The organism is Microcystis sp. LEGE 00066 (genome assembly GCF_015207925.1).
GTDB classification, from domain to species: Bacteria; Cyanobacteriota; Cyanobacteriia; order Cyanobacteriales; family Microcystaceae; genus Microcystis; species Microcystis ichthyoblabe_A.
This window is the reverse complement of record NZ_JADEVX010000016.1, coordinates 1-26,643: the sequence shown is the minus strand read 5'-3', so window position 1 is coordinate 26,643 and position 26,643 is coordinate 1. Positions and strand designations below refer to the sequence as shown.

Here is a 26,643-nt window from a genome sequence, read left to right as displayed (position 1 = left end):
CCTTGAGCGAATGAAAAAATCTGTCACAATAGAAACGGGTTTCTAGACTTAATTTCCAGTTATTTTCCTGTCAATGCTTTATCTCAAAGATGTGGTTTATCATCCTCCCGCTGCTCTCAATCCCATTTTACAGGGGATTAATCTCGAATTAGCATCCCAGGAATTAGGTCTGATTGTTGGCCCCAGTGGTTCCGGAAAAACGACTCTTTTGGAAATTTTAGCAGGCTTTGCCGATAAAACAGGAGGGACAATTCACTGGCGCGACCAAGAATTAACGGTGCTGCACCTGCAACAATTAGGAGGAATCGTTTTTCAGTTTCCTGAACGTCATTTTTGCGGTAAAACCATCCTTGAGGAGTTGCGTCTCGGTCATCCGGAGATTACAAGCGATCGCCTGACGGCGGCCTTAAAGGAGGTAGGATTAGAAAACATTCCCCTGGATACTTCTCCCCACAATCTTAGTGGTGGTCAACAGCGTCGTTTATCCCTCGCTGTCCAGTTAATCCGGCAGCCTAATCTGTTACTTCTCGATGAACCTACGGCCGGTTTAGATTGGTCTATGCGTCGTCAATTGGCTAAACTTCTCGCTAGTCTCAAACAACACTGGACTTTATTAGTAGTTAGTCACGATGCTGGGGAATTATTGCCTATTGCTGACCGTCACTGGAAAATTGAACAAGGACATTTGAGGGAAGTAATAAAGTAAAAAAACAGGGCTCTTCGTTACTTGGTATGGTTCGATAGGGGGGCATAAATTGACTAAATCCTTATCTGGCAAGAGACTTAATTGATGAGTTCGCTTTAGGTTAAAAACAATTGACAAAAATCGCCAAATGCCTTTCTACATAAGGATTCCATCCCCTATAAACCCAGTCCATTGCATAACACAAACCGAAGAGCCAAAAACAGATAGTTGAGGTTTTGGGGTTTTGGGGTTTTGGAGTATTAGTTGAAATTTCCCCACTTCCCTATCTCCCCATTCCCCCATCTCCTATCTCCTGACTTGAAAGAGTATGATACTAAATCCGGTTATTAAAAACTGATTATTTATTCCCCCTTTTGCCCCTTGCCTCTTGCCTTTTGCCCGTCCTGATATATAGCCTATACTCAACGGATTTAGTATGAATTGTCTCCTAGGCAATTCTTAAAACTCCGAACCAAGTTAATTTGTGGATACTTTGCACAATTAGCATTCATATCTGGATCGCTGCAAAGCCGATTATCTTCAAGCATTGTAACGGCTAAGATGAGCGGCGGCTATCAACTTCATCCGTCTTTCGGGCAAACCTCAAAAGCCAACTCGTGTCGATAAAAACACACATTGAACTCTGCAAAGAAGTTCATGTGTCCAAGAATTACAGGTATATCTCTCATCTCAGTCCAAGCGAATCCAAGCAGAACAGAAGGGAATTGTGCAATTGCACCAGATACAACCAAACCTCGTGAATTGCTTTGAGCCAAGTTTCCGCTCAAGGGAATGGATACTGTTTGATTTTCCCAGACTGCTCCTAGCTGTAGGCCAATCTCGTAGGGTAGAACATTGACACTGGCACCAGTGTCCAGCAATGCTGTCACTTCTAGAGAACGATCGCCCAGTGTGAGCATTAAAGGGATATATGGCATGATTACCGATCGCCCTAGATTGTCTCTTCGTTCAGTAAATGAATAGCGTTGTCCATCAAGCATTGGATGTTCCCTTTGCCGCAATCAGAAGCTCCGACAATGCTTGCACTGCTGCGCTATCGGTTTGAGGCGACCATAGCACGGCTTCAGTGGATGCAAGTTGCTCAAGCAGTACATTTTCTCGATCAGGTTCTCTAGTTGGTTCTAGGCTGCATCCCTCTTCTTTGGCGACTGCTAGGAGCAGAAAGTGAATGAGTCGAAGCTTATCTTGGTGAGATAACTGATTAACTGTGGGCAACAGTTGACTGAGTGACATATTGTTGACTCTGGAGAATACTTCTCTCCATTATAGGTTCGATCGTTATCTCCCCCCAGGGTGCGGTTAGCTTATTGGGAACCATGGTCGATATATTGTGCTAAATCTAGATCAGAATCGGTGATAGCCATTATCTACGCCTTAATATAGTCAATCGATCGCTATTTTCTCATTTTATGGAAATCGCACAGCAAAGTCATGTCTCGTTAACCTAGAAATTCAGAGACTAGCAAAAATCCAGTAACCTAGGAAGAAACCGTCACAAGTGAAGACTAGGAGACAATAGACCTATGTTAGAAGCGTATCATCAGCACGTTGCCGACCGAGCGAAATTAGGTATCTCTCCCCTTCCCCTCAATGCTCAACAAACGGCGGAATTATGCGAATTAACTAAAACCAGGCGTTGTCAAATCAGAATATGAAGAATGAATTGCTACACAACGAAAGCCCTGCTCTTACCCAAAAATGTTATCACCCATGAACACTTTTAATGAATTAGAAGAACTGGAAGCTTTTCAGCGCCGTTTAGAGTCTGCTCGTCTGCGTCGTCGTCAGTTGGAAGAGCAGCGCAGACAACTGGAGAATGAATATACTTCCTACGATACACCAGAAAAACTGAAAGGACTGGCAGAAATTGCCGAGACAGCCACTGAATCACCGACTTTTAAGGCAAAATTTTGTCATTTTTATCATCGAAGAGCGACGAGAACGACAGCAGATATAGTGGAAGGGGTAATCGGAATTACCTTTGGCAGCAATACCCCCTTAGCGATCGTAGCCCTAATTATTATTAAACTCTTAAGGATGCTTCTGGAAAACCGTCTTGATGATTATTGCGCTCAGTTTGGAGAAAACGAACCAGAATCAAGATAAAAAACCCTAAGATGCTTCATTAACGGCTATTTCAGCTTTTTTGAGGGCAATTTGCCATTCTAAGTCAGCTATTTCTCGATCGAGTTCAACAATTTCACTATTAACTTGCTTTAAATCGGCGATAATTTCTTGTTTACTGCGTTTTCTACCGTAGATAGCCAGTTCATCCTCTTGTAATTTCTCAAGGATAGAGTCTAGGGAACCGGTTAAATCGGCCGAGGGACTATCCATAATACCTAAACGCATTAAGACCTGTACCGCTTTGACAACGTCTTGCTGATAGGCTTCTCTAGAAGGGTAATCTTGGGGGTTTTTGAGATTTAAAGCGTCAATGATATTCATATTCCATCTTATGAAGGTTAAATGCGAAACTGTGATTATGTCACATTTACATACCTCAAGTTTCTAATAAATTCCCTAACAGGGATTGCAATATCTTTTATTCTAGAGTAGAAATGCTCGACCGAGAAAATATTGATAGAGTATTGATAGGAGACTGGGGAAAAATTCAACTTTAAGAGGATTGTCACTGATGACAGCAGTTACCGAGAATGATCTGAAAAGGTTAGAAGATTTAATCGTTAGCGGACAGAAAGCGATCGAATCCCGACTAACAGCGATCAAATCCCGACTGACAAACCTAGAAAATGGACAGAAAGCGATCGAAAACAGTTTAGGAGAAATTAAAGGGGATATTAAGGCCTTAGATGCCAAAGTTACGCGACTAGAAAAGCGGGTTGACGATCTCAACGCACGAGTCAACATTACCACCATTGGATTCCTTAGCATTGTCGGCATTTTGGTGACAGGAATGCTGACTATTGCCAGCAAAACAGTCTTTTTCCCCTAGTCCCTAGAATAACTTATTCGATCTGCGCCACCCTGTCTAAGGGAGCATCGAGACTGGTAAGACGGCCTAAATAAGTCAGTATATGCTTCTGCTCGCTGTCTATCCTGGGGAGAAATCCCTGTGGCGTTTCTCCAGTGCGAAATCTGGGCTAAAAATTGGCCTAGTCAGGAAATCTTGATCTTAAATTCCCCAACAATTGCGCTAGGATCGGCTTCATAGCACAGGAAGGGCGATCGAGTGGGATAACCGATCCTGTGGTTTGAGAACGTGGCTGTATAATTGTTAGAGTGTCAATAGATCAATTCCAGAGGAATCATGAGCAATATCCAAGATAAAATTCAAGAAGAGCTAGAAAATGCCAGAGCCGTCTGTAGTACGGAAGGTGCCGCCTCTGGCGAATGCGCCGCCGCTTGGGATGCGGTGGAAGAATTACAAGCAGAAGCAGCTCACCAACGTCAAGACCACCCCCAAAAAACCTACTTCGAAAAGTATTGTGATGATAATCCCGATGCGGCCGAGTGTCGCGTTTATGACGATTAATGGAGTCGGGCAGCGGTTTTTTCTCTCCTCACAGTAGAATCCTAGCTTTAGGGCGATCTCAACTATAAAGAGATCGCCTCTCGTTTTTTTTGTTTGTTGGTCAAGCTGTGACCGATTTTGGCTCCCGCGTCGGAAGACAGTAAAATGTTGACAGTGTAATTATGTCTGAATAGTTTATGAATCAACTTTGGTTTCGTCCTCTCGTTTGGATAGATTATCGTTTAGCCGTCCTATTTACGGTGATTATTCCAGCAATTTTGTTGATTTGGTCTTTATTTGCAAAAATCGAATCATTACAGAAATTGTTGATTATCTATTGGCGAGTGGCTAGTCTTTTATTAATTACTGTATATTTAATGATCGCTTCCTGGCCAATTGGTTTTGTTACCAGTTTTTTAGCTAAGATTTTAATCCCGATTTCCCTCTGGTTTTGGGTGGATATTAACGATGAAATTAAAGATTTACCCGCTAGTTCGATTAAATTTGTCACCACTGCTTGGCGTTGGGCAGTAACGATTTATTGTCCTTTGGGTGCGATTTCTACCTTACCTTTTCTCTCCTGTGCTATGTCAGGGGAATTGCTAAATTCTCCCTATTGTCAGGTTTGGCAGGAAGCACCCTGGCAGTTTCGCGAGATTTTTCATTCAGAAGCTACTGCTAATGTTTTGGGCTTTTTTGGTTTAGTTGGTTTCTCTTTTTATACTCTCTATTTTGCCCATTTTCTTCTTATTCGTCTTGGCAAACAGGGACGTTCAGCTTTACAACAGTAAGTTTTTAGCTATCGATGATTAGCCATTTTTCTATGAATATTGGTCAACAACTCGAACAATACACCCTCAAAAATCCCCAAGAGGTTTTATTAGTGACTATTGCTGTGGATGGGGAGGAGGAAGAAATCTCTATTTTTAAGGGTTTTTCTAGTTCTCTTACTCGCAGCACCCCCTACGATCCCGATATTCCGATCATTCCTGAAACGGCGACAATTATTAAGATAGATCGTCTTGCTAGTCCTTATCATCCCCTTAATCCTCGCTATATCCAAGAAAATCTTAGCTTAGAGGAAATGCAATTTTTACTGATTAATTGAACGGGTAATTTTGCTTGGATAATATCAGCACCCATCTCGATGGATTTAACAGCTTTTATTTACCTTCCACAAACCTTGTCTATCTAGACAAGAGGTAAATTTTGCGGCGTTTTATGGTAAAATTACTGGGGAACGATAATCTCTGCCAGCATTCAAGCTGTCAAAGTGGATTTCGTCCCCGGCATCGATCGAGAACAATCAAAAAACTGGAGAATAATCTGGAGAATCTATGCAGCTTAAACCATCTAAACAAGAACTATTACAAATTGAGTATTTAGCCACCGCTGCCACCGGTAAAAATATAGTTAAAGATCAGGGAAAAGATGTGATTGAAGGATTAACTAAAACCCCCAAAAGTTTACCATCTAAATATTTTTATGATCGGCAAGGTTCCCAACTTTTTGAAGCAATCTGTCAATTGCCAGAATACTATCCCACTAGGACAGAAGCCGCTATTCTCCAAGAATATGCTCAAGAAATTGTCGCCTATACAGGTCCCTGCGAATTGATAGAATTAGGTAGTGGTAGTTCCACTAAAACTCGTCTGTTATTGGACGCTTATTATCGGCAACAAAAATCCTCTAAATATGTACCTATCGATGTTAGTGAAACTATTCTCCAAGCTAGTGCCATAGAATTACAAAAAGAATATCCTAATTTACCTATTCAGGGGTTAATTGGAACCTATGAACAGGCCTTAGCTTATTATCAAAATGCTTCCGATAATACTAGAATGATTTTTTTCTTGGGAAGTTCGATCGGTAATTTTTCTGCGGCTGAATGTGATAAATTTTTAGGAAAAATTGGCACTGTCTTAAAAGCTGGAGATTATTTTTTATTGGGGATTGATCTCCAAAAACCGTCGGCAATATTAGAAGCCGCTTATAATGATGCTCAAGGGGTGACAGCCGCTTTTAATTTAAATATGCTTTCCCATTTAAATTGGCGTTTTCAAGCTGATTTTAACCTTGATTTATTTAGTCATCAAGCTATCTATAATCAAGATAAATCTCAAATTGAAATGTATTTAATTTGTCAAAAAACTCACCCTGTTCATCTCAAAAAACTCGATTTAACAGTTAATTTTCAAGCATCGGAGAGTATTTTAACAGAAATCTCGCGTAAATTCAACCTAGAAACTATGCAAAAAGACCTAGAATCAAAGGGATTAAACCCGCTCAAGGTTTTCACCGATCCTGAAAATTTATTTGGGTTAATTCTCTGTCAGTTATCCCTGTAATTAACGAAAACATTATCATCAGTAATAGAGGCACAAAAACATGGAAAAGATTCAAGCACAGGCTCCTATCTCTCTAAGTAACTGTAGTCGAGAAAATATACTGGACTATTTTGAAAATGCTTGGCAATTAGAAGATATGCTGTTAAAAAGCATCATCAAAGAAGAAGCTTTTTATTGTAACCCTGACGATTTAAGAAATCCCCTCATCTTTTATTTAGGTCATGCTGCCGCTTTTTATCTGAATAAATTGCAGATGGTTAACCTATTAAAAAAAAGCCCTAATTCTGACTACGAATCATTGTTTGGAGTGGGAGTAGATCCGGCAACTCCCGCAGAATTAAACTCTGCTATCGCTCAGATTCAGTGGCCTAGGGTGGATAAAGTTTGGGAATATCGGCAACAAGTCTATGAAATTGTGGTCGAAATAATTAAAAATATCCCCCTCAATCTTCCTATTCATCCGCAGCATTCTCTCTGGTCATTAATGATGGGAATTGAGCATCAGCGTGTTCACTTTGAAACATCTTCAATGTTACTCAGACAACTGCCGTTAGACTGTCTGCAACGTCCTCAAGGTTGGCATTATGCCCCTTCTTTTGGTCAAGCTAGTCCTAATCAAATGGTGGAGGTTTCTGGGGGAATAGTAGAAATTGGTAAACCCCAAGATTCTCCTATTTATGGTTGGGATAATGAGTATGGTTATCGGCAAGTTCAAGTTAACAATTTTCTAGTGAGTAAATATATGATTACCAACGGAGAATTTAAAGAATTTGTCCATAATGGTGGCTACGAAAATCCCAGTTATTGGGATGAAGAAGCTTGGCAATGGAAAAATCACTATCAAGTCAAATATCCTAAATTTTGGCTGGTAGATGAGGGAGGAAATTATCAATATCGAGCCATGTTTGATGTTTTCGATTTACCTCTTGATTGGCCAGTAGAAGTGAACTATTATGAAGCGATCGCTTACTGTCGTTTTCAAGGTCAAGGAATACGTTTAATGACGGAAGCTGAGTGGAATTTAGTCACCTATGGCAGTCAAAAAAATCGATGTTATACACTAGAAAACGATAACTTTGAGGACTATAACCTCAATTTAAAATTCTGTTCTCCCACTCCCGTAGGAATGTTAAAAAATGCTGGTAATAACTCAGAAATTTATGACTTACGCGGTAACGTCTGGGAATGGCTAGAAGATGATTTTAATCCCTTAACTGACTTTCAACCCCATTACCTCTATGCTGACAATTCCACTCCTTTCTTTAATAGTCAACATAAAATGATGTTAGGAGGAGCTTGGGTGACTAACGGCACAGAAATCCTACCCTACTATCGCAATTGGTTTCGCCGGAATTTTTATCAACACGCTGGTTTTAGAATCGCACAAAGTCTTTAGGTGGGGTGTGGGGTGTGGGGTTTTACCCATTTTCAGGGGGTCAATTACCTAATTTTCAGGGAAAAAGTGCCTAATTTTCTCCCCCGATTACTGCAAAGGCCAGCACTTTTTGATATCTTGAGATTTATCGGGCCAATTCTAGGTAATTGCCAATTCAAAAAAAATTCCCGGAAGGGTCGCCCCTCGATCGCTACAATAGAACCTAGTAGAATGCGGATAAACTCGATCGCCATGAATCAACCTGCAATTTTTCATCTCGCTATTCCGATTACCGATGTGTCCACAGCTAAAAGCTTTTACTGTGATGGTTTAGGTTGTTTAGCAGGAAGGGAAACCGAGAAAGCGATAATCTTAAATTTCTATGGTCATCAGGTAGTCGCTCACGTCACCGAAATGCCTCTTACTCCCCAAAATAGCATTTATCCTCGCCATTTTGGTCTAATTCTGCCGGATGCCAGCGATTGGGACAATCTTCTCGAAAAAGCACGAGTCAATCAACTAAAATTTTATCTAGAACCAAAAACTCGCTTTAATGGGGAGATAACCGAACATAAAACCTTTTTTCTAGAGGATCCTTTCTATAATCTCCTCGAATTTAAACATTATCGCCACTACGAAGCTATTTTTGCCAGTCGGCAATTAACAGCGATCGGCGATCGAGCTTAAAATAAACAACAGGTGACTTTTTTGTAACTGGTTAGTCCTATCTTTAACTGCGACAAAAATAGGGGAACTTCCCTCGGATTCTCTCATCGAAACTAAAAGAACCTTGGCTGGCAATGATCAATTCTTAGGAAATCTATGAAAAAACTCTTATTGTTAACCCTATTTATTATCGGTCTAGGATTTGCGCTCTTTCACTTTACTGGATTAGCAAATCGGGGCGAATATCAATCAATTTTAATCGACTTTAACGACGATATACCGGTCAGCGTCCTCGATGAGCAGTTAAATACTGTCAATAAAAAAGCGGGAAAAACCACCAGTTTAAATAGTATTTTTTCCATTGATGAACATCTTTACACCGTGGCAGGAGATAGCAAACTTCTTAAAACTCTCCGCAATTCCGACCTAAAAAAATACACCGAATCGATCGAACCAGATTATATATATCATGCTTTTGTCGCTCCCAACGACCCCGACTATAGCAAACAGTGGAACCTGCGAGGAATTAACATCGAACGCGCTTGGGAAGAAAATCACGGTGAGGGGATAACCGTCGCCGTTATTGATACAGGCGTATCAAAAGTCCCCGATCTGCGAGAAACCGAGTTTGTGGAAGGCTACGACTTCGTCAACGATCGCAGCAATGCCGAGGACGATAACGGTCACGGAACCCATGTAGCGGGAACAATTGCCCAATCGACCAATAATAACTACGGGGTGGCCGGCATCGCCTACAAAGCCAAAATTATGCCCCTCAAGGTGCTTTCCGGGACGGGTGGGGGAACCGTGGGCGATATTGCCGAAGCGATCCGTTTTGCCGTCGATAATAAAGCCGATGTCATCAATATGAGTTTAGGGGGTGGAGGCGAAACCCAAGTAATGAAAGAGGCGATCGAATATGCCTATAGTAAAGGTGTGGTAATTGTCGCCGCTGCCGGTAATGCCGATGATAATTCCGCCGCCTATCCTGCCCGTTTTCCCCACGTTATCGGCGTTTCTGCGTTAGATGCCTCCGGAAATAAGGCCCCCTATTCTAATTTCGGGGCTGGAATCGATATTGCTGCCCCCGGCGGCTCCGATACGGGTAAAATTATCCAAGAAACCATCGATCCGGCTAAGGGAGGGGAACCGGCGTTCCTCGGTTTTCAGGGAACCAGCATGGCAGCCCCTCACGTTGCTGGGGTGGTAGCTTTAATCAAGGCTGCGGGAACTAAAGAACCCAATGCAGTTTTAGAGGTTTTGCAACAGTCGGCCCGTAAGATCAATGATGATCCCTTTAATCATTTTGGGGCCGGACAATTAGACGCGGGCAGTGCCGTACAATTGGCCCTGAAAGGACAGATTACTTTCCAAGATTTTTGGCGTTGGTTGCGCGATAACGGTTATCTCAATCCCCGTTTCTGGATTGACGGCGGTGCGGTGGCGGTTTTGCCCAAAATGGCTATGGTTTTGGGTTCTTATCTCCTCGCTTGGTGGCTGAGAAATTATTTTCCCTTCCCCTGGAACGGATTTTTGAATGCTGGTCTAATTTTTGGCAGTTCTGGCTTATTTTTCCTCAGAGGTCTTTATATCTTCGATTTACCCCAATGGCCTTTCCGAGTGATGGGGAGTTCTCTTTCCGACCTAGGAGGCGTTATTCAGGGAAGTTCTGCCCTTAATCCGCTTTTTGCCAGTTTTATCCTGCCCTTTGTCCTGATTGCTCTACTTTTGGGTCATCCCCAGGCAAAATGGTTAGCGGTGGGGGTATCTTTAGCCATGGCGGTGAGTTTAGGTATCAGTGCCGTTATCGATCCTACTCTGGTCTGGTTAGGTTCTGGTAGGATCGCTCAGGCATTTTTGGGCATAAATGCGCTTTTATGTCTCGGTTTAGGTTATTTAGCCCTGAAAAGTGCTAGTTCATCCCGATACGCTTAAACAGGGGTTACAATGGGACAACAAAGGTGATTTACCGTTCAAAACCTTTTTGGTTTTGGTATCTTCCTTTTGTTTTGCATTGAGTTCTCCTACAACAGCAGCCTCGGACATTAACCGAGGTTTTTTCTTTATGGTGTATCTTAGTTTCTAAGGGTTTTTTGGGAATTCTCAATGCCTATGCCGAAAGTTTTCGCCAATATCCCCTCGAATCATCGAGTTTATCCATTGTCTCTTTTCTCAGGTGTCTATCGTGTCAAATCATAAAATTCTCGTTATCGATGACAGTAAAGTGATTAGGATGCGCGTTCGCGATATGTTACCGGAGGGTAACTTTGAATTCCTCGAAGCTAAAGACGGATTAGAGGGCTATAATCTCATTCGTACCGAAAACCCAAATTTGATTATTTTGGACTTCCTTCTCCCAAAAATGAGCGGTTGGGAGGTGTTTCAGCGAATCCAAAGCGAAGATAATCTCAAAAGTATTCCCCTAGTGTTAATGTCAGGAAGGAAAGAGGAGGTAGTAGAGAAAATACCCGAACCTTTCCAATATTTTGCCTTTATTGAAAAGCCTTTCGACCAAAAACAATTGCTACAGGCGATTAAAGAAGCGATGGCCAAGGCAAAACAGTATTCTGCCAAACCAACAGTTTCTAACCCGAAACTAGAGGAACTCTCCGGGGATTATAGCACTGATATTCAGAATCTCCATGGCCAAATTGCCCAAATGCAAACAGAAATGGAAACTATCAAAAAACAAATGTCTCAATTAGTGGCTTTTATTAAGAAAAAACTAGCCTAGAACTATTCATCCCGATCTTTGATGATTTGGGTAAGCAGTTATCCTTATCCGGTGTCGCTAATCTCTGGCTAATCTCCTATCCCTTTTCAACAGGATTTAGTATAATAGGAAGTGGTATTTATTTAGTGAGTGACTAAGAAGTTATTAATTCACTGATAACTAATTATGAATTGGCAAGAAATAGCAGGTAATTGGGTTTTTCTCCCCCGTCGTCCCCGGGGTATCATTCACTTTTTAGGTGGGGCATTTGTGGCGGCGGCACCGAATATTACCTATCGTTGGTTATTAGAAAGTATTGGGAATTCAGGATACGCTATTGTCGCTACTCCCTTTGTTAATACCCTCGATCACAAATCGATCGCCCGCACAGTTTTAAACCGTTTTGATAATATTATTGAACGTCTGCGCTGGAATCATAGTCTGCGCCAAGGTTATCTCCCCATCTACGGATTGGGTCACAGTATGGGGTGTAAACTACACTTATTAATCGGTAGTCTCTACGAAGTGGAACGGGAGGGAAATATCCTCATTTCCTTTAATAATTATCCGATTCGTCGGGCTATTCCCTTCATCGAACCTTTGCAAATTGACACCACTTTTAACCTCGAATTTACCCCTTCCCCCGAAGAAACAAACGAGTTAATTTTCCAAGATTATGCCATTCGTCGCAATCTTTTAATCCGTTTTCAAGACGACACGATCGATCAATCTCTGGTATTAAATCCCCTGCTAAAAAAACGCTTTAATGATCTAATTGCCCTGCGAACTCTCCCGGGTAATCATCTCACTCCCTTGGGTCAAGATGTCAGTTGGCAAACCGGAGAAGTATTTACTCCCCTCGATGCGATCGGCCAATGGTTAAAACAGGGACTTGCCCGGGATAATTCCCGTCTCAAAGATGAGATTCTCCAGTGGTTAAATCCCGTCCTTCCCGCCTCTCGTTAGCTTTCCCCTAGATTAATCCCCAGGGCCTGTAATTGCGCCTCTAAGCGGGCTAATTTTGCCTCAGCTTCCTGGGCCCGTTGTCGTTCCTGTTGGGCTTGCTGTTCGGCAGTCCTGGCCCTTTGTTCGGCTAATTCCGCTTTTTGCTTGATTTCTAGGGTGGTCAAAAACCGGGAGCCATCGGGATAAAAAATAGCTAACTGGGGACTCTCCAGTTGAAAACGAATCTGTAGAAGCGGACTCTGCCAATTATCGATCGCGGCAATCATCTCCAATTGATCACCCCTGCGCCACCAACCCTGTAGATCATTAGCATCGGGATCGTAGAGATAATATTCTTCTACGCCAAAACGCTGATAAAATTGCCATTTTCGGCGCATTTCTGTTTTAGTGTTGCCCGGAGAGAGAATTTCAAAGACTACCTGCGGCGCAATCTGGTTTTCTAACCATTGCTTATAGGAACCTCGATCGCCCTTGGGTCTGCCAAACACCACCATAGCATCCGGCGCTTGACAGGTTTTATTATCCCCCTCGACCGGATACCACAACAGATCGCCGGCGATAAACACATGGTCATTGTCTGCGAATAAACATTCGAGATTTTCCTTAATCGTCACAATCCAGCGAAATTGTTTGGTATTATCGGCCATCGGTTTACCATCACTATCGGGATAGATAATCTCCGACTCAGAGAAAGATTGGGCTTTTACCATCGTTCTACTCCCTAGCGTACTAACTATTTAGTATAACATTAAATTCCCTGACGAAAGAGGGCAAAGGCCGAGGTATAACCGTGTAAAAAAGTGCGACCAGCCACTGGACCGATTTCTCCGTTGCAAAAGAAACCAGCGAGGGGAACATTGGCGAAATAACGCTGAAAAAGACCCGAATCAAAGTCCGGTTTTTCGTAGAGATTTTCCCCGCGACCGAGACAGGAAAAGATTAAAGCCCCTAGTACCTCCGAACTATTAGGTCTTTCTTGGGGAAAAGCTTGCAAAAGTAATTCTAAATCTAGGGCGGAAGTGTCGGCATCGCGCAGGTGAAATTGTACCCGCTGCCCCGGACGAACTCGATCGCCAATTGCGATCGCACCTTGACGAGGATCTACTCCCAAAACACTGCGAATTAAGAAATCCCCGGCCCGCAACTGCATTTTAAACTCATCCCTAGCAATACCGATAAAAAGGGAGTTTTGCACTAATTCCCGGTCTTTTTCCCTTAAGGAGGGGATTAAATCCCGCAGTAGATTTAAAGGTGGTTGCGGAGTCCCATCGGCCCCTTTACCGGTCATGGAGATGATAATATTGCGTTCTCCCTCACTTACCTGATAAATCGGTCCGATGGGACGACAACCCTGGGCGACGATAGTTTCGACGATAATATTGCCAGAAAGGGCGATTCCTACGGTTCCCTGACGATAGAGATAGCTATTACGCGGTTTTTGTTGATCGTGGTAGAATAGACCCCCAGAACGTTCGATCATGCCACCACTGACTAAACCGCCGATTTTGGCCGAACCGGGGTAGGCAAAATCCAAACCCTCTAACAGATCATTGATGCGACTGGAAAAAGGATCGGCTAAAAGGATAAATTGGGGATTTTTGGCCGCTTCTACCCCTAATAATTCTGTCCAACTAGAGGGGGAACTGTCGAGATCGGGCATTTCCGCCGCTTCGATATAGAAGGGCTGCACTTCCACATCGGGCAAATGGGCGACGGTGAGACTTAAAGCCGGACTCGCTTCGATTTCTCGCGCTTTTTCCCTGTCACCCATACCGACAATCCCCGCCCCACCGCAGCCGATCAGCACAGGAACAGGGAGTTTATCCAAGATTAAGGGAACTAAACGGGGATAGTCGCTGGCATAGGCAGAAGAAATAAAAATTATGGCTATATCTGCCGATCCAACTAACTTATCTTGCACTTTTTCCACTACTTCCGTCACCGCCGCTTCTAGGGAGGGACGGGTTGACAGGGCATTAATCCACTCGATGCGATCGCTCATGTTTCTTGACCCCAAATTTGGTCTCAATGGTCAAAGATAATCATCTTAACAATAAATTAACCTAAAAATCCTATCCGCGCCCCTAGATGGCGCAATAAATTGTAGAATTGTCATGACGTGAGCCAATAGGGCCGCAAGGGATTGTCAGTTATTTTAATCATATTTAATCTTAAAATAGAGAATTGTCCCCGCTAAGATAAAAGTAACAAAATTAGCGACAATAATCGGTTTACTGCTCATATAAATCCCGTAGATAAGCCAAAGAAAAACCCCCAGACAAAAGCAAATAAACATAGTGAGGGACAAGTCCTTAGCCGAACGATAACGCCAAGTTTTAATCACTTGGGGTAAAAAGGAGACAGTGGTTAATATTCCCGCCACGATCCCGATTAGTTCAATAATATTCACCGCTTATCCTCTTGGCTTAGTTTCTCTCATTTTAAACTGTTGACTATCTAAATTACTCCCGACTTGAAAGAGGGTGTGGGGTGTAGGGTGTAGGGAAGGAAACCTCTTTCATCTGTGGGGGTGAAAATTTTTTCATCGGGACTGACCACCGACGACCGACTCCTAACCTGACCAAGAAACTTTTTCAGCAGACCCTACTTATTGAGCGATTACTATCACCGAAGTGCCGATTTTTACCTTTTCAAATAAAGCTTTTATATCTCGATCGCGCATCCTGACGCAACCGTGGGAGACGGCCCGGCCGATGAGATTTTCTTGGGGTGTACCGTGAAAACCGATAAAATTCGCGCCATCGGTCCAAAATCCAATCCAACGAGCCCCTAAGGGGTTGTTTTTTCCCGATGGCACCAGTTGACCAGTGAAAGGATGTTCCCAGACTGGTTCCCGCACCATCTGAATCACCCTAAATTGTCCCGTCGGGGTTTCCCAACCCGGACGACCGATCGCCACTGGGTAAGAAGCGATTATTTTCTGTCCTTGGTAAACAAAAACTCGTCTTTTTTTTAAATTCAGCAGCAAACGGGTTTCCGTTCGAGTTACCGTGGTTGCGGGAAAGGAATTGACGGGACTAATGGGGGGATTGAGGAAAAATTCCCCTATTCCTAGACATAAACAGAGAATTGGCAGAAAAACTCGCATCTGATAGCAGCAAAGTCAAGATTTTTTATCTGCATTCTAATCTGATTGTGATGAGATAAAACCAAAGTCGATAGGACGATCCCGAGGGGGAAGGATAAAATCGCCGTCGAGTTGGGCTAATTCGGTTACACTAATCCATAGCTAGAATATTAACTTTTGTAACTATGACCGCCGCTATTGCTCTCGATCGCGTTTCTAAAATCTATAATAATCTCCCGGTAGTTAACGAGCTTTCCTTTGCTATCGAAAAAGGGGAAATCTTTGGTTTACTCGGTCCCAACGGTGCGGGAAAATCGACGACAATCCGCATGATTATCACTCTAACCGAAGCAAGTCAGGGAGAAATCGAAGTGGCGGGGTATGATGTGAAAAAATACCGCGATCAGGTGAAGAAAAATATTGGGGTAGTCTTACAACAGATTAGCGTTGATGGGGAATTAACCGTCTGGGAAAATATGGAATTTCACGGCCGGATGCACCATATCCCCAATCCCCAGAGACAGGAATTAATTGATCGCTATTTAGATTATGTCAGTTTAAGCGATCGAAAATCTGCCCTGGCCAAAACTCTTTCCGGTGGGATGAAACGACGTTTACAGATTGCTCGCGCTCTTCTTCACGAACCAAAAATCCTCTTTCTCGATGAACCGACTGTCGGTTTAGACCCCCAAAATCGTCGTCGTTTGTGGGAAGTAATTCGCGATTTAAACCAGCAAGGAATGACAATTTTGTTAACCACTCACTACATGGAAGAAGTGGAATTTCTCTGTCAGGATAACGCCGCAGGAAAACCGGGCAGAATTGGCATTATGGATGCGGGCAAATTAATCGAATTAGGAACTCTAACGGATTTTCGTAGTAAGTATGGCGAGGGTTTATTTATCAAACAAGTTGGCGATAAAATCGATTATAAATTCTTCCCCACCGTGGCTGATGCTAATGCCTATCTCGACACTTTGAGCGATAAAACTGGAGTAATGTGTCGCCCTTCCAACCTCGAAGATATCTTTGTGGAACTGACGGGACATCAATTAGATTAAATTCTTGGTTTAGCCCTTAGGAAATTGTTAAGTTATCGGTTTTTGACTCCAGTTTTTCTGAGATTAGCTCTGTTTAAATTGGCATTTCTTGGCTTTGATCTGGTGTCAATTTTATGGGTCAACCTGCTAGAGTCTAGGTCAATTAGCTGAGGCTGTCCCTAAAAACCGAATTCAACCCTAAAAAAAGAGGCTTTTAGCAATTTTTAAGCTTTTTGAGCTAGATAAATGAATCTGGAAGGGAACTTTTTCCGAAGAGGGAGAGTCTTCGGGGACTGGATAAAAACTAGAGTCCTCCCTCGATCGATAGACAAGATTGACGGTAATCGTTTAGAATAAAGCACTGAACACTGAAGAAATGACAATTATCCCTATGACCGATCTCCAAGCAAAAACTAGATGGTCAACAGCGCGGCGATATTACGAATTGCTTAGTGTTTTAGTGGAACGTAATCTCAAGGGACGCTATCGGGGTTCTTTTCTGGGGGTTTACTGGTCCTTGTTAAATCCCGTGATTATGACTGCACTATACACGGCAATTTTCGGCACGGTTTTCGCCTCTTATTTTGATAATTCTCTAGTTAACTATGTCCTAGCTGCTTTCACTGGTTTAGTCGTAATAAATTTCTTTAATGCTTCCACTAACCAAGCTTTACCTAGTATTGTTGGTAATGGCAGTATTTTAAATAAAATTCGGCTACCAGTTAGCATTTTTCCCGTTTCCATGGTAGTGGCAAATATTTTTCAATTTGCTATTAGTATCTTTCCACTTTTGGCTATAGTAACTCTCTGGAAGTCTCAAAGTTTACTTAATGTAATTGCTTTGATTTTTCCCGTGATCGGTCTTTCTCTGGTCTGTACGGGAGTGGGTTTCCTTGTTAGTACCCTCTACGTTTTTTTCAGAGACCTACCCTATTTTTACGAAATTGTTTGTTTTGTCGCTTGGATTAGCAGCCCGATTTTCTATCCTCCAGAAATTATTCCTCCCTCCGTACAACCATTCCTGATATTAAACCCATTACTACCAGTAATTGAAAGTATTCGCCAATTGTCCCTTTCCCCCGGATTACCGGATTTTAGTTTGATTTTTCAATCTCTACTCGGTGGGATCATTATCTTAGGAATTGGTTGGACTTGCTTCCGACTATGGCGACATTTATTTATGGATTTATTATAAATGACAGAAGTAATTCGACTCGATCAAGTGTCTCTCGAAAGACGCACTCAAGAAGAATTTTCCTACGATCTAAAAAGGACAATCTTCTCTCTTCTTGAAGGTAAATATCGTCAACCAGCCAAAAAATTAGTTCTAGATGATATAGATTTAGTCATTAATTCTGGAGAAAAATTAGGTATCATTGGAGCTAATGGCGCAGGAAAATCTACTCTTTTAAAAGTCATTTGTGGTATTCTAGAACCGACAAAGGGACAGGTGAGAGTCAGGGGACAAATTGCCTCTCTAATTGAATTAGGAGCTGGTTTTGATCCAGATTTACCAGTAAAAGATAATATTATTCTCTATGGGGTAATGCTGGGATTTTCGCGTCAGGAAATGAAGGAAAAAACCAAAGATATCCTTGACTTTGCTGAGTTAGAAGAATATATGGGAGCGCCGGTAAAGTCTCTTTCTTCTGGGATGGTGGCTCGTTTAGGATTTGCGATCGCAACAGAGGTTCACCCCGATATTCTTATTCTTGATGAAGTCCTTTCCGTCGGGGATGAAAGTTTTAAAAATAAGTGTAAACGACGTTTAAAAAAATTCTGGAATTCTAGCGCTACTATTTTAGTAGTTTCCCACGATTTGACTTTAATTCAAGAGTCCTGTGACCAAGCAATTTGGCTAAATAAAGGACAGTTGCAATGTCAGGGTACACCAGAAGATGTAATCAAGTTTTATTTGGATTCCGTGCATCAAAATGAAGTTAATTTTTAATTAAGTAGGTAATCTCAATTAATTTATCTACGTTTGGCTCTCTTGGGTTTGGTGGGTAAAATGTATTATAGGATACATTCTTGCTGGCAATCAACTGGAACGAACCACAAAGACACAAAGAACACAAAGATTGATCGCTTCTAGATAATCTAAACTTATCACACAAAGAATAAGAGAGCCTACGTTTTACATGGTCGAAAACGCTGTCACAAAATAAAAAACCTCGGTGTCCAGCCGAGGTAGCGCTAAGTTATGTAGGAGAACTCAAGCAAATCTGTCAATGGGGTAAACCCAAACCCCGAAAACTTTTTTAAGCTAGTAGGCCAAGTTTTTTGCCGTTGTCTCGGACTCAAGGAATCATCTTCTGTCCTATACTCTTCGAGACAATCTAAACCGGCTTGCTGTCTTGGCTGTTTTGCTTTAACTTTTAGTTCATGTAAATAAATGTAACAATATTTTTACGAATTGTAAAGAAGGATTGACAAAATAAAACTTATAGGATGTATAAGCTAAGTTAATATTTTTCGCCGATCGAAGCTAGGGAGGTAATATATAGGGAGATTGGTTCACTAGCATGACAAGGTGTACCCAGAATGTCCTATTTGTTTTTGTTGCCACTATTCACCGCTGCTCTGGCTGCCTATTTCTGGCAGAAGTCCAGCGATGAAATTGCTTATCTCGCCAGTGCCACCACGGTAATTAGTTTAGTGTTGAGTCTGGTTTTAGCTCCTTGGCAGATTCAGCTATTAATTCTCTTGACAGTTGTGATTGTCGTCACCTTTTTATGGCAAGGACGAGAAGAACAGAAGAATATCCCCGTCCCCACTCCAGAAACCGCCGGCGAGAAAAAGTACCGTGGGGCCACCTATATGGAGCCAACAGTCGCCGAGGCTCCTGTCAAGGAGCGAGGGGGTAAATATCGCGGTGCGGAGGTTAAAATCACCAATAATACCACGGTGGCTAACCCAATTCGCTCCTCATCTCTCAAATATCGCGGTGCTGGTTCAGCAAACAAAGACCAGTAATCAGTTATCAGTTATCAGTTATCAGCTTCTGAAGGCAAAAGGCAAAAGGCAAAAGAAAGAATCTGGCAATTCTCTTACCTAAAAAGAAGGTTAGAAACTAAGCACATCAAAGCTTTTGGCTTAACCAATTAGGTCTTAGATTCGGTCGAGTTATCAGATTTGAGTTTTAAGTTCACTGATTGGGTGCATCTTATATTTGTGATTTTGGTGAGCAGCAGAAGTTATTAAAAGAGGGCGAATGCAATTCGCCCCTACAATAATATTATTGAGATGCCCCACTTCCTACTTCCCACTTCCTACTGGTCTTGAATATACGGTTGATTATTCTTGAGACAGTTGTATGCCTTTTGTAATTCGATTCCTAGATAACCGATATGTTCGGGAATAATTGCGGGATTGGTAGCGGCAAGCTCGCGGATTAATTTCAGAGGATTTTTGCCTTGATAACAGGCGACAATTTCCCCACTGCCGGGGGTAGTTTGTTGGACGAGAATTTGTTCTTTTTCCACGGAAATCAAAAAGTTACCGCTAGGGTCAAAAAAATCGCGCTGATTGACAATTTTATCGTACTGGGTAGCGATTAATCGTTCGACATTCTCCCAAGTATCATCGTATATATGGGCCGATTGACTAATAGTAATTAATGGACCCATTGATAAATTGTATTCGGAGCGCTTGCTAATCTCATCCCTAATATGTTGCTGTAAAGCACGCAATCCCATGGCATTTGCTGGCCAAGCGGCAAACATATCATTACTTCTAAATATTGCGGTGAGAGATAATTCATTTTCTACCACTCGCACCCAAATATGATTTAAACAGGGACTACCTCCTTTTTCGTGGTCTTTCACATCCCAGAGGGACATAACTGCACTAGCTGCGTCAATTTCTGAGATTAATTTATTGATAACCTGTGCAATTTGGTCTCGGCCAAACCAAGAACGCAATCTTTGACCGTAGGTGTATTTAACTCCTTGGTGTATAGGGGAATCATCGAGAATTTGTCCGATATATTCGGTGAGAAAAGCTCTATCTATAGGCAAATAATTAGGTTCGGGAAAGTAAAAGTCTGGAGGTTCATCGGTGACGACGGCCATTAGGTCAATTAATTCTTGCCATTTACCATCATATCCTGTGGGTCTAATTGTGCCGGTGGTTTTAATCTTTTGGAGAATTTTTACCCAGGTTTCGGCAATCGTTTTTCCTTCAATGCGATGACCGTATCTTGTCCCGGGTAGCAGAGAAGGAAGATTTTCTAAGAGGGGAAAGATTAATGGTTCTCCCCAAGTTGGTAAGGGAGATTGTTCTGCATAACTTTTGACGATTTCAATCGCTTCTGGGATGGATTTAACCAGTTGATATTGAATTGATTGACGTAATTTTTCGAGAGTTTCTCGGTCAATTTCCTTGTCAATATATCCCGTGATAGGAGAATTAATTAGCCAACATTCTCTACCTGTGTCACTTTTTCCTAACTGGAATCCTTGACTAAAAAAATCTAGCAAACACTGACAGCTACCAGAGTTCTTATCTTCCTTAGTTGCGTTGAGAATAACTAAATATCTAACGTGGGGATTTGCTATTAAGTTTCTCAGCAGGGGACTAATTCCTCTGGTGGGACTATAAAGATTGCCAATTACTGCGTATTGGTCGGGATTTAAATGTTTAGCAAGGGACTGTTTTACTGTCCATCCCGTGATAATTGCCGTTTGTCCGTGACCGCAGATTAATTGATTAGGTTTATAGTGGGGTTGGTAGATGAATTTAGGGGTGGTTTCTGTACTGAGCATGGATTTAAATTAATTGTTCAAGATAATTAATAATATTTCGGTGAAGGTGTTCTATTGTATCATTGCCATCCAGTTGTAAATAATTATCTTTATATTCTTTAAATATCTCGATAAACATCTGACGAACTTTCATTAATTTTTCTTGTTTTTCGTACACTTCTGTGATGGCTCTGTTTTTAATTCTCGCTAGAGAAATATCGGGAATAACATCGATATAAATAACTATATCTGGATTGGGAAAATGTTGATTTAACTGCCGAACAAAAGCAAATTCTTCGGGATTATTGCAATTGTAGGCCAGGGAAGAAAAATAATAACGAGTAGTGATAACGTGGGTTTGTTCTTGGTGAATAAGTTTAAAAACGCCATCGTGATCATTATATAAGTGATAATGGCGATCGGCTGCAAATAAATAAGCCATTTGTCGGTCAAATTGATTTTGCTCTTGGATAGAAATAAGATTAGTTTGCATTATTTCTCGAATCAAACGACCGATGACTCCCTCGGAAGGTTCCGGACTTAAAACTGCTTTTTCCCCTCGCTTGAAAAAATATTCTTGTAGGAGTTTTGCTTGGGTACTTGTTCCAGATCCGTCAATACCTTCAAAGACAATAAATTTCGGTTTCATAATTTAATCTTCTTTTTTTATATCTAATTATCTAAATAATTTTTTTAGCCAAGTTAACCAAGATTTTTTGGGGGGGATTAATTGGGTCATTTCTCCGAGCATCTCTCCCATACTTCCCCAAATATAAATATTTTTATTGAGGGATTGTATGGTTAAATTTTCTTGTAAAGCTAAACTGATGATACCGATCATTTCTGCCGATTGATTACCGACTATTTGCGCTCCCAGTATTTTACCATCTTGTCGGTAGATTAATTGACAAAATCCGGTGGTTTCTCCCCAGATTTGCTGTGCCACTATATTTTTGATGGGATAGTTAATCATCTTTACCTCCTCACCATAGCTCTCCCGGGCTGCTTTTCCAGTTAAACCCACCCAAGCAATAGCCGGATCAAAAGCAATAAATGAGGGAATTTGCTGGGGATTAAAGTTAAATTTTTCTCCCGTGAGCAGATGCTTGACTAACCCAAAAGCAGCCCGGTGATTTAAAGTAGGATCGGGATAATTATTTTTGAGCAAATTTAGGGCATAAATGCGGGAATTATCGGTTTGTAATTGCTGATTAACCTTGATTAATCCTTGTTCTAGTTTAACTCCCACCCCGGCCAAATTTAATCCCTGTTCATTGACTTGATAATTACCAGCAAAAATCAGATCATCAACTTCGATGACGCGATTGCCTAATTGTAGCCATTTTTGACCCTCGATCGCTTTCACTTGACTAGGACAATAGCTGGGTAAAATCTTAATTCCTTCCGCTTCTAAAATGGCAGTAACTAAATGGCAGATTTCCCGATCAATATCCGGCAGTAGATAATTATCCTCGATAATTAAGCTAATTTCTTTCCCCAAACGTCGGAGAATTTGCGCTAAACTCACAGCCATGCTGCTGTTACCAATAATCGCTAAATGTTGTCCCAACTTGTCTAAATTTGGCTCTTGCCAAAGGGTTTGAGCGGTAAAATAATTAACTTCATCCAAGCCGAAAATTTTCGGGACTTGCGGATAAAAACCCGGGGCGATAAGATAGTGTTTAGCCAACAATTGCCGACCGTTAACCACGAATCCTAAATGGGGCAGCCGGACAAATTCCCCCCCACCCGGGATCACATCTATTCCTTCCGTGGCTAATCTTGCCAAAGAATGATATTTATTAATAGTTTTATCCACTTCCTCTAACCATTGCCGCAACCGTTGCCATTGGGGATAAATGGCCGTTTCTTGCCAATGATTCAGCAGTTTATAGAGATGGATAATTTGGCTGTACCCCTTGCTAAAAATGTCCTTAGATGCCTCTAAATTGTCGCTAGAAGGCTGTTGCACTAAAGCCACCCTTTTTTTGAGGTGAACAGCCAACAAAGCCGCTTCTATCCCCGCAGGAGTGGCACCGATAATTACTAAGTCGTAAACCACAAATATAAAGTAGGAATCAGGAGTCAGTATTCAGGAGTCAGGAGACAGTATTCAGTATTCAGGAGTCAGGAGACAGTATTCAGGAGTCCGAAACTTAACACTTAAAACTCAAATCTGATAACTGATAACTGATAACTGATTACCGGCGCCGGTCTTGCAATTTTTTATAGACATCTCGCAGAGGAACTTGATGATAGGCGAGAGCGACGAGAGTATGATAAAAAAGATCGGCCACTTCTGCAGCAATAGCATCGCCATCATTATCTTTGCAGGCCATGACCACTTCTGCCGATTCTTCGCCGATTTTCTTGAGAATTTTGTTATTTCCCCCGGCCAAAAGTTTACAGGTGTAGGATTCCGGATGAGGATCGTCTCTGCGATCGCAAATTACCTTAAACAATTCCGAGAGGGTGTCGGCCGCTGGCGGTGATTTTTGCCAATTTACTTGATGAAAACAGCTTCTTTCGCCGGTATGACAGGCGATATCACCGATTTGCTCAATAGTCAGCAAGATAGCATCACTATCGCAATCGTAGCGAATTTGACGCACTTTTTGGATATGGCCCGAGGTGGCTCCTTTGTGCCATAATTCTTGACGAGAACGACTCCAATACCACGCTTCCCCGGTGGTGAGGGTTTTTTCGAGGGATTCCCGATTCATCCAGGCCATCATTAACACTGTAGCATCAAGATAGTCTTGAGCGATCGCTGGTACTAAACCCTGGGAATTATAAGCGATCGCGTCGAGGGGAATAGCGGAGAGTAAAGAGGACATCAGTTTTTCGCGGTCAAGAAATATGGTGGGACAAATTGCCCAAAGCTTAATTATATAGCCTTAACGTTGGGCAATTTCCACAGTGCGATCATTACTAAAGGAATCCACCACAATAATATGATCTATACCCAAGCTTTTTGGTGAAAGCTGGATAAATAAACAGGCTCTAGTTTTAAGAAATATCTCAAACTGTTATAAAACTTAATCAAGAGAGGGATCATATACAAAACTTAACATTGTTTAACGTCAAAACTTCAGTTCAAAGCCAATCAATTCCCTAACCAGGCAGCTGCGTTAAAATGGGGATAAGGTTAAGAATACAACTAATCCCTACAGCAGAGTCTTTTGGATTGGCACCTATAACAAGTTATCCCGTGCGATGATCGGGGAAACTCAGGTTTTAGGAGAACAAAGAATTTTTTTCCAAATCTCTGTGGAAAGATGTATTATGAGCCATCATAAATCTTCTTCAATCAGCATTGGGAGCTAATCACAGTATGAAAGTGGACAAACACCTGTCTTAAGTTAGACAATTCTACCCTCAGGAATTTCTTTGATTTAAAACCGAGTCCTGTCGATAGAGTTATGTATATAGTAATTTCAATTAAGCTTGAGAATGTCAATACCAGATTTCCTAAGAGTTTTGTTGATCTAGACTATATTAAACCTATCTGAAATGACTATTATTCCTACTCGAGGTAATCACAGGGTGAAGGTGGACAACTACACTGTCTCAGCTTGAACGATTCTCCTACAATAAATTTTTCTAATTTAAAACCAAGTTACTATGTATGGATAACCTAATCACGATTAGAGAAGCCTCGGGCTTGCTTGGAGTTAGCATTAAAACCCTCCGGCGCTGGGAACAACAGGGGAAAATTTCCTCAATTCGTACCCCCGGTGGTCATCGGCGCTACCGACGGCAAGATATATTATACCATTTCTCTAAATGAAAACTACACATCGAATGTCACCCTTTTTAAGGGGGATTTGGGGGGATTAAACTTCTGTAGTCAGACTTTGGAGAATTGGTATTACAATCTGTTCAATCAACCCCATTTATCATTGGTTATGCTCGTGTTAATCGACCTGAACAAAAACCACAATTAGACCACCAGATAAAAGCGTTACAAGAATTTTGTAGTCAGCAGGGTCAACCCTTTGAAATTCTCACCGATATCGGCAACGGAGTCAGCTATAATCACCCTAATCTTACGCGTGTAGTGGAGATGATTTGTGACGGTGGATTGGAATGTCTAGTTTTAACCCATCCAGAAAGTGTTGGCCGCTTTTGTCATGATTTTATTTTGGGTTTGTGCAGTTTCTTTAAAATCCAAGTCATTCTCCTCAATCAACCCCAGAAATCCATTGCAGCTGAGGATTTAGTGGACGATCTGCAAGCCCTCGTCACCATCTGTTACAATCGTCTCTACCCGCTACATAACCCGGATCATCGGCAATTGGTGGAATACCTAGGGGCGCTTAAGAATCTCCCCTCGGCTTAAAATTATCCTTGGACTGGGTTTCTCCTCCCTCTTTGTTGCCTGTCTGATGCCGACTCGGCTATTCCCCGAACAAAGACCAAGAATAGTAATATTTTAGCTGACGACTAACGGCTATCATAACTCTACATTGACGGCAAATGAAACTAGAAACCACGGCGATTAAACGGATTCTCGATGCTAACCTTGACCGCGCTAGAGAAGGACTGCGAATTATCGAAGAATGGTGTCGTTTTGGCTTAGATAATCCCAATTTAGCCCAAGAATGTAAAGAAATGCGCCATCAATTAGCTAGTTGGCACTCGATCGATCTTAAACGACATCGGGACACAGCCGGCGATATCGGCAGGGATTTAAGCCATCCCAGGGAAGAAATCCGGGAGACTGTCGAGGGACTGCTGCAGGCAAATCTCGCTCGCGTACAGGAGGCTTTTAGGGTTTTAGAAGAATACGGTAAACTCTATGATCTAGAGCTAGGGATAGCCTGTAAACAGCTGCGCTATCGGGTTTATCAGCTAGAGAGTAAACTATTAATCTCGCCACCTCTGGAAAAACTAAAAGCATCTCCCCTCTATCTAGTCACTTCTCCCGCCGAAAATCTCTTAGAAATCGTTGAATTAGCCCTAAAAGGAGGTTTAAAATTGGTGCAGTACCGCCATAAAACCGCCGCTGATACGATTCGTTTAGAAGAGGCCGCTAAACTGTGTGAGTTATGCCACCGTTACGATGCTTTATTTATTATGAACGATCGCGTCGATATTGCTAAGGCCGTTCATGCCGATGGTGTTCATCTCGGTCAACAGGATGTACCGATTTCCCTCGCGCGGCAATTTCTCGGCCCGACGGCAATTATCGGCCGGTCCACCACTAATCCCCAAGAGATGGCCAAAGCAATCCAAGAAAAGGCCGATTATGTGGGAGTTGGTCCAGTTTATGCCACCCCCACTAAAGCGGGAAAAACCCCCGCAGGATTGGAATATGTCCGTTATGCGCGGGAAAATTGCCCTTTACCCTGGTTTGCGATCGGTGGTATTGATAGTAGTAACATTAAAGAGGTTTTAGAGGCAGGAGCGCAGCGGGTGGCTGTAGTCCGGGCCATCATGGAAGCGCAGCACCCCGATGTGGTGACACAAGAATTATTAACCCAATTAAAGTAGGGTGTGGGGTGTGGGGTGTAGGGTG

Annotated in this window: 27 protein-coding genes and 2 pseudogenes; 19 read left to right on the top strand and 10 right to left on the bottom strand. The window is 42.1% G+C overall.

What is annotated here, in order from left to right; all coding sequences use genetic code 11:
* The first annotated feature begins 73 nt into the window (after nt 1-73).
* A complete protein-coding gene (locus tag IQ224_RS04180; RefSeq protein ID WP_002743939.1) occupies nt 74-706 on the top strand; it encodes an ABC transporter ATP-binding protein in 633 nt (210 codons plus the stop codon).
* A gap of 560 nt (nt 707-1,266) precedes the next feature.
* Here the strand turns inward: IQ224_RS04180 and IQ224_RS04175 are convergent.
* A complete protein-coding gene (locus tag IQ224_RS04175) occupies nt 1,267-1,686 on the bottom strand; it encodes a hypothetical protein (protein WP_024970959.1) in 420 nt (139 codons plus the stop codon).
* A 543-nt stretch (nt 1,687-2,229) separates the two neighbouring features.
* On the opposite strand from IQ224_RS04175, the pseudogene IQ224_RS04170 reads away from it, so the two are divergent.
* Together IQ224_RS04170 and IQ224_RS04165 are read left to right on the top strand one after the other, a co-directional pair.
* A pseudogene (locus IQ224_RS04170) lies at nt 2,230-2,334 on the top strand (hypothetical protein); the annotation flags it as partial.
* A gap of 82 nt (nt 2,335-2,416) precedes the next feature.
* On the top strand, nt 2,417-2,812 hold the full coding sequence (locus IQ224_RS04165) for a hypothetical protein (RefSeq protein WP_194032595.1): 396 nt from the start codon (nt 2,417-2,419) through the stop codon (nt 2,810-2,812).
* 6 nt (nt 2,813-2,818) lie between these two features.
* On the opposite strand, the gene IQ224_RS04160 is transcribed toward IQ224_RS04165, so the two are convergent.
* The gene (locus IQ224_RS04160) at nt 2,819-3,154 is read right to left on the bottom strand and encodes a hypothetical protein (RefSeq protein ID WP_002743919.1); all 336 of its coding nucleotides are present in this window, start codon (nt 3,152-3,154) and stop codon (nt 2,819-2,821) included.
* Between the two features lie 190 nt (nt 3,155-3,344).
* Between IQ224_RS04160 and IQ224_RS04155 the strand changes: the two genes are divergently transcribed.
* From IQ224_RS04155 to IQ224_RS04110, 10 genes are all read left to right on the top strand, one after another.
* The gene (locus IQ224_RS04155; protein ID WP_194032594.1) at nt 3,345-3,662 is read left to right on the top strand and encodes a DUF4164 domain-containing protein; all 318 of its coding nucleotides are present in this window, start codon (nt 3,345-3,347) and stop codon (nt 3,660-3,662) included.
* Nucleotides 3,663-3,977: 315 nt separating this feature from the next.
* A complete protein-coding gene (locus tag IQ224_RS04150; RefSeq protein WP_002743917.1) occupies nt 3,978-4,202 on the top strand; it encodes a Calvin cycle protein CP12 in 225 nt (74 codons plus the stop codon).
* 176 nt (nt 4,203-4,378) lie between these two features.
* Nucleotides 4,379-4,972 (top strand): DUF3177 family protein, encoded by a 594-nt coding sequence (locus IQ224_RS04145; RefSeq protein WP_002743916.1) that lies wholly within the window; start codon nt 4,379-4,381, stop codon nt 4,970-4,972.
* 32 nt (nt 4,973-5,004) lie between these two features.
* Nucleotides 5,005-5,289 (top strand): hypothetical protein, encoded by a 285-nt coding sequence (locus IQ224_RS04140; RefSeq protein ID WP_002743915.1) that lies wholly within the window; start codon nt 5,005-5,007, stop codon nt 5,287-5,289.
* A gap of 229 nt (nt 5,290-5,518) precedes the next feature.
* Nucleotides 5,519-6,529: an L-histidine N(alpha)-methyltransferase gene (gene egtD, locus IQ224_RS04135; protein WP_002743914.1), complete on the top strand. Its 1,011-nt coding sequence runs from the start codon at nt 5,519-5,521 to the stop codon at nt 6,527-6,529.
* A 40-nt stretch (nt 6,530-6,569) separates the two neighbouring features.
* Nucleotides 6,570-7,925 carry a 5-histidylcysteine sulfoxide synthase gene (ovoA, locus tag IQ224_RS04130; RefSeq protein WP_002743913.1) on the top strand — a complete coding sequence of 452 codons (1,356 nt, stop codon included), beginning with the start codon at nt 6,570-6,572 and terminating at the stop codon, nt 7,923-7,925.
* 231 nt (nt 7,926-8,156) lie between these two features.
* A complete protein-coding gene (locus tag IQ224_RS04125) occupies nt 8,157-8,591 on the top strand; it encodes a VOC family protein (protein ID WP_002743912.1) in 435 nt (144 codons plus the stop codon).
* 135 nt (nt 8,592-8,726) lie between these two features.
* Nucleotides 8,727-10,505 (top strand): S8 family peptidase, encoded by a 1,779-nt coding sequence (locus IQ224_RS04120; protein ID WP_036400878.1) that lies wholly within the window; start codon nt 8,727-8,729, stop codon nt 10,503-10,505.
* 250 nt (nt 10,506-10,755) lie between these two features.
* Entirely contained in the window at nt 10,756-11,304 is a 549-nt protein-coding gene (locus tag IQ224_RS04115; protein ID WP_036400891.1) for a response regulator, read from the top strand.
* A gap of 165 nt (nt 11,305-11,469) precedes the next feature.
* Entirely contained in the window at nt 11,470-12,249 is a 780-nt protein-coding gene (locus IQ224_RS04110; RefSeq protein ID WP_002743906.1) for a DUF1350 family protein, read from the top strand.
* On the opposite strand, the gene IQ224_RS04105 is transcribed toward IQ224_RS04110, so the two are convergent.
* The 4 genes from IQ224_RS04105 to IQ224_RS04090 all read right to left on the bottom strand — a co-directional run bounded on the left by IQ224_RS04105 (nt 12,246) and on the right by IQ224_RS04090 (nt 15,358).
* The gene (locus IQ224_RS04105) at nt 12,246-12,959 is read right to left on the bottom strand and encodes a Uma2 family endonuclease (RefSeq protein ID WP_002743905.1); all 714 of its coding nucleotides are present in this window, start codon (nt 12,957-12,959) and stop codon (nt 12,246-12,248) included. The genes IQ224_RS04110 and IQ224_RS04105 overlap by 4 nt on opposite strands.
* A 38-nt stretch (nt 12,960-12,997) precedes the next feature.
* Nucleotides 12,998-14,251, bottom strand: coding sequence for an FIST N-terminal domain-containing protein (locus IQ224_RS04100; protein WP_002743904.1), 1,254 nt, complete (start codon nt 14,249-14,251; stop codon nt 12,998-13,000).
* A gap of 153 nt (nt 14,252-14,404) precedes the next feature.
* Nucleotides 14,405-14,659 (bottom strand): SemiSWEET transporter, encoded by a 255-nt coding sequence (locus tag IQ224_RS04095; protein ID WP_002743903.1) that lies wholly within the window; start codon nt 14,657-14,659, stop codon nt 14,405-14,407.
* A gap of 198 nt (nt 14,660-14,857) precedes the next feature.
* Entirely contained in the window at nt 14,858-15,358 is a 501-nt protein-coding gene (locus IQ224_RS04090) for a L,D-transpeptidase (RefSeq protein ID WP_002740021.1), read from the bottom strand.
* A 164-nt stretch (nt 15,359-15,522) separates the two neighbouring features.
* Here IQ224_RS04090 and IQ224_RS04085 point away from each other — a divergent pair, with 164 nt between their 5' ends.
* The 4 genes from IQ224_RS04085 to IQ224_RS04070 all read left to right on the top strand — a co-directional run bounded on the left by IQ224_RS04085 (nt 15,523) and on the right by IQ224_RS04070 (nt 19,353).
* The gene (locus IQ224_RS04085) at nt 15,523-16,398 is read left to right on the top strand and encodes an ABC transporter ATP-binding protein (RefSeq protein WP_002743902.1); all 876 of its coding nucleotides are present in this window, start codon (nt 15,523-15,525) and stop codon (nt 16,396-16,398) included.
* Nucleotides 16,399-16,768: 370 nt separating this feature from the next.
* On the top strand, nt 16,769-17,572 hold the full coding sequence (locus IQ224_RS04080; protein ID WP_194032597.1) for an ABC transporter permease: 804 nt from the start codon (nt 16,769-16,771) through the stop codon (nt 17,570-17,572).
* Nucleotides 17,573-18,328 (top strand): ABC transporter ATP-binding protein, encoded by a 756-nt coding sequence (locus IQ224_RS04075; RefSeq protein ID WP_002743900.1) that lies wholly within the window; start codon nt 17,573-17,575, stop codon nt 18,326-18,328.
* Nucleotides 18,329-18,921: 593 nt separating this feature from the next.
* Nucleotides 18,922-19,353 (top strand): DUF4278 domain-containing protein, encoded by a 432-nt coding sequence (locus IQ224_RS04070; protein WP_002743899.1) that lies wholly within the window; start codon nt 18,922-18,924, stop codon nt 19,351-19,353.
* A gap of 296 nt (nt 19,354-19,649) precedes the next feature.
* On the opposite strand, the gene IQ224_RS04065 is transcribed toward IQ224_RS04070, so the two are convergent.
* The 4 genes from IQ224_RS04065 to hisIE form a co-directional block, all read right to left on the bottom strand.
* Nucleotides 19,650-21,143 (bottom strand): thymidylate synthase, encoded by a 1,494-nt coding sequence (locus IQ224_RS04065; protein WP_002743898.1) that lies wholly within the window; start codon nt 21,141-21,143, stop codon nt 19,650-19,652.
* Between the two features lie 4 nt (nt 21,144-21,147).
* Nucleotides 21,148-21,771: a dTMP kinase gene (tmk, locus tag IQ224_RS04060; RefSeq protein WP_002743897.1), complete on the bottom strand. Its 624-nt coding sequence runs from the start codon at nt 21,769-21,771 to the stop codon at nt 21,148-21,150.
* A gap of 27 nt (nt 21,772-21,798) precedes the next feature.
* Nucleotides 21,799-23,184 carry an NAD(P)/FAD-dependent oxidoreductase gene (locus tag IQ224_RS04055; RefSeq protein WP_002743896.1) on the bottom strand — a complete coding sequence of 462 codons (1,386 nt, stop codon included), beginning with the start codon at nt 23,182-23,184 and terminating at the stop codon, nt 21,799-21,801.
* Nucleotides 23,185-23,323: 139 nt separating this feature from the next.
* Nucleotides 23,324-23,959 (bottom strand): bifunctional phosphoribosyl-AMP cyclohydrolase/phosphoribosyl-ATP diphosphatase HisIE, encoded by a 636-nt coding sequence (gene hisIE / locus IQ224_RS04050; protein ID WP_002793015.1) that lies wholly within the window; start codon nt 23,957-23,959, stop codon nt 23,324-23,326.
* A 791-nt stretch (nt 23,960-24,750) separates the two neighbouring features.
* Here hisIE and IQ224_RS04040 point away from each other — a divergent pair.
* Both IQ224_RS04040 and IQ224_RS04035 read left to right on the top strand, forming a co-directional pair.
* Nucleotides 24,751-25,464, top strand: a pseudogene (locus IQ224_RS04040) (recombinase family protein).
* Nucleotides 25,465-25,601: 137 nt separating this feature from the next.
* Entirely contained in the window at nt 25,602-26,618 is a 1,017-nt protein-coding gene (locus tag IQ224_RS04035; RefSeq protein ID WP_194032593.1) for a thiamine phosphate synthase, read from the top strand.
* Nucleotides 26,619-26,643 lie beyond the last annotated feature (25 nt).

Excerpts from the sequence above, each read along its gene's own strand:
- IQ224_RS04180 (WP_002743939.1), top strand. The coding sequence starts at position 74 with ATGCTTTATCTCAAAGATGTGGTTTATCATCCTCCCGCTGCTCTCAAT.
- IQ224_RS04175 (WP_024970959.1), bottom strand. The coding sequence starts at position 1,686 with ATGCTTGATGGACAACGCTATTCATTTACTGAACGAAGAGACAATCTA.
- IQ224_RS04165 (WP_194032595.1), top strand. The coding sequence starts at position 2,417 with ATGAACACTTTTAATGAATTAGAAGAACTGGAAGCTTTTCAGCGCCGT.
- IQ224_RS04160 (WP_002743919.1), bottom strand. The coding sequence starts at position 3,154 with ATGAATATCATTGACGCTTTAAATCTCAAAAACCCCCAAGATTACCCT.
- IQ224_RS04155 (WP_194032594.1), top strand. The coding sequence starts at position 3,345 with ATGACAGCAGTTACCGAGAATGATCTGAAAAGGTTAGAAGATTTAATC.
- IQ224_RS04150 (WP_002743917.1), top strand. The coding sequence starts at position 3,978 with ATGAGCAATATCCAAGATAAAATTCAAGAAGAGCTAGAAAATGCCAGA.
- IQ224_RS04145 (WP_002743916.1), top strand. The coding sequence starts at position 4,379 with ATGAATCAACTTTGGTTTCGTCCTCTCGTTTGGATAGATTATCGTTTA.
- IQ224_RS04140 (WP_002743915.1), top strand. The coding sequence starts at position 5,005 with ATGAATATTGGTCAACAACTCGAACAATACACCCTCAAAAATCCCCAA.
- egtD (WP_002743914.1), top strand. The coding sequence starts at position 5,519 with ATGCAGCTTAAACCATCTAAACAAGAACTATTACAAATTGAGTATTTA.
- ovoA (WP_002743913.1), top strand. The coding sequence starts at position 6,570 with ATGGAAAAGATTCAAGCACAGGCTCCTATCTCTCTAAGTAACTGTAGT.
- IQ224_RS04125 (WP_002743912.1), top strand. The coding sequence starts at position 8,157 with ATGAATCAACCTGCAATTTTTCATCTCGCTATTCCGATTACCGATGTG.
- IQ224_RS04120 (WP_036400878.1), top strand. The coding sequence starts at position 8,727 with ATGAAAAAACTCTTATTGTTAACCCTATTTATTATCGGTCTAGGATTT.
- IQ224_RS04110 (WP_002743906.1), top strand. The coding sequence starts at position 11,470 with ATGAATTGGCAAGAAATAGCAGGTAATTGGGTTTTTCTCCCCCGTCGT.
- IQ224_RS04105 (WP_002743905.1), bottom strand. The coding sequence starts at position 12,959 with ATGGTAAAAGCCCAATCTTTCTCTGAGTCGGAGATTATCTATCCCGAT.
- IQ224_RS04100 (WP_002743904.1), bottom strand. The coding sequence starts at position 14,251 with ATGAGCGATCGCATCGAGTGGATTAATGCCCTGTCAACCCGTCCCTCC.
- IQ224_RS04090 (WP_002740021.1), bottom strand. The coding sequence starts at position 15,358 with ATGCGAGTTTTTCTGCCAATTCTCTGTTTATGTCTAGGAATAGGGGAA.
- IQ224_RS04085 (WP_002743902.1), top strand. The coding sequence starts at position 15,523 with ATGACCGCCGCTATTGCTCTCGATCGCGTTTCTAAAATCTATAATAAT.
- IQ224_RS04080 (WP_194032597.1), top strand. The coding sequence starts at position 16,769 with ATGACCGATCTCCAAGCAAAAACTAGATGGTCAACAGCGCGGCGATAT.
- IQ224_RS04075 (WP_002743900.1), top strand. The coding sequence starts at position 17,573 with ATGACAGAAGTAATTCGACTCGATCAAGTGTCTCTCGAAAGACGCACT.
- IQ224_RS04070 (WP_002743899.1), top strand. The coding sequence starts at position 18,922 with ATGTCCTATTTGTTTTTGTTGCCACTATTCACCGCTGCTCTGGCTGCC.
- IQ224_RS04065 (WP_002743898.1), bottom strand. The coding sequence starts at position 21,143 with ATGCTCAGTACAGAAACCACCCCTAAATTCATCTACCAACCCCACTAT.
- tmk (WP_002743897.1), bottom strand. The coding sequence starts at position 21,771 with ATGAAACCGAAATTTATTGTCTTTGAAGGTATTGACGGATCTGGAACA.
- hisIE (WP_002793015.1), bottom strand. The coding sequence starts at position 23,959 with ATGTCCTCTTTACTCTCCGCTATTCCCCTCGACGCGATCGCTTATAAT.
- IQ224_RS04035 (WP_194032593.1), top strand. The coding sequence starts at position 25,602 with ATGAAACTAGAAACCACGGCGATTAAACGGATTCTCGATGCTAACCTT.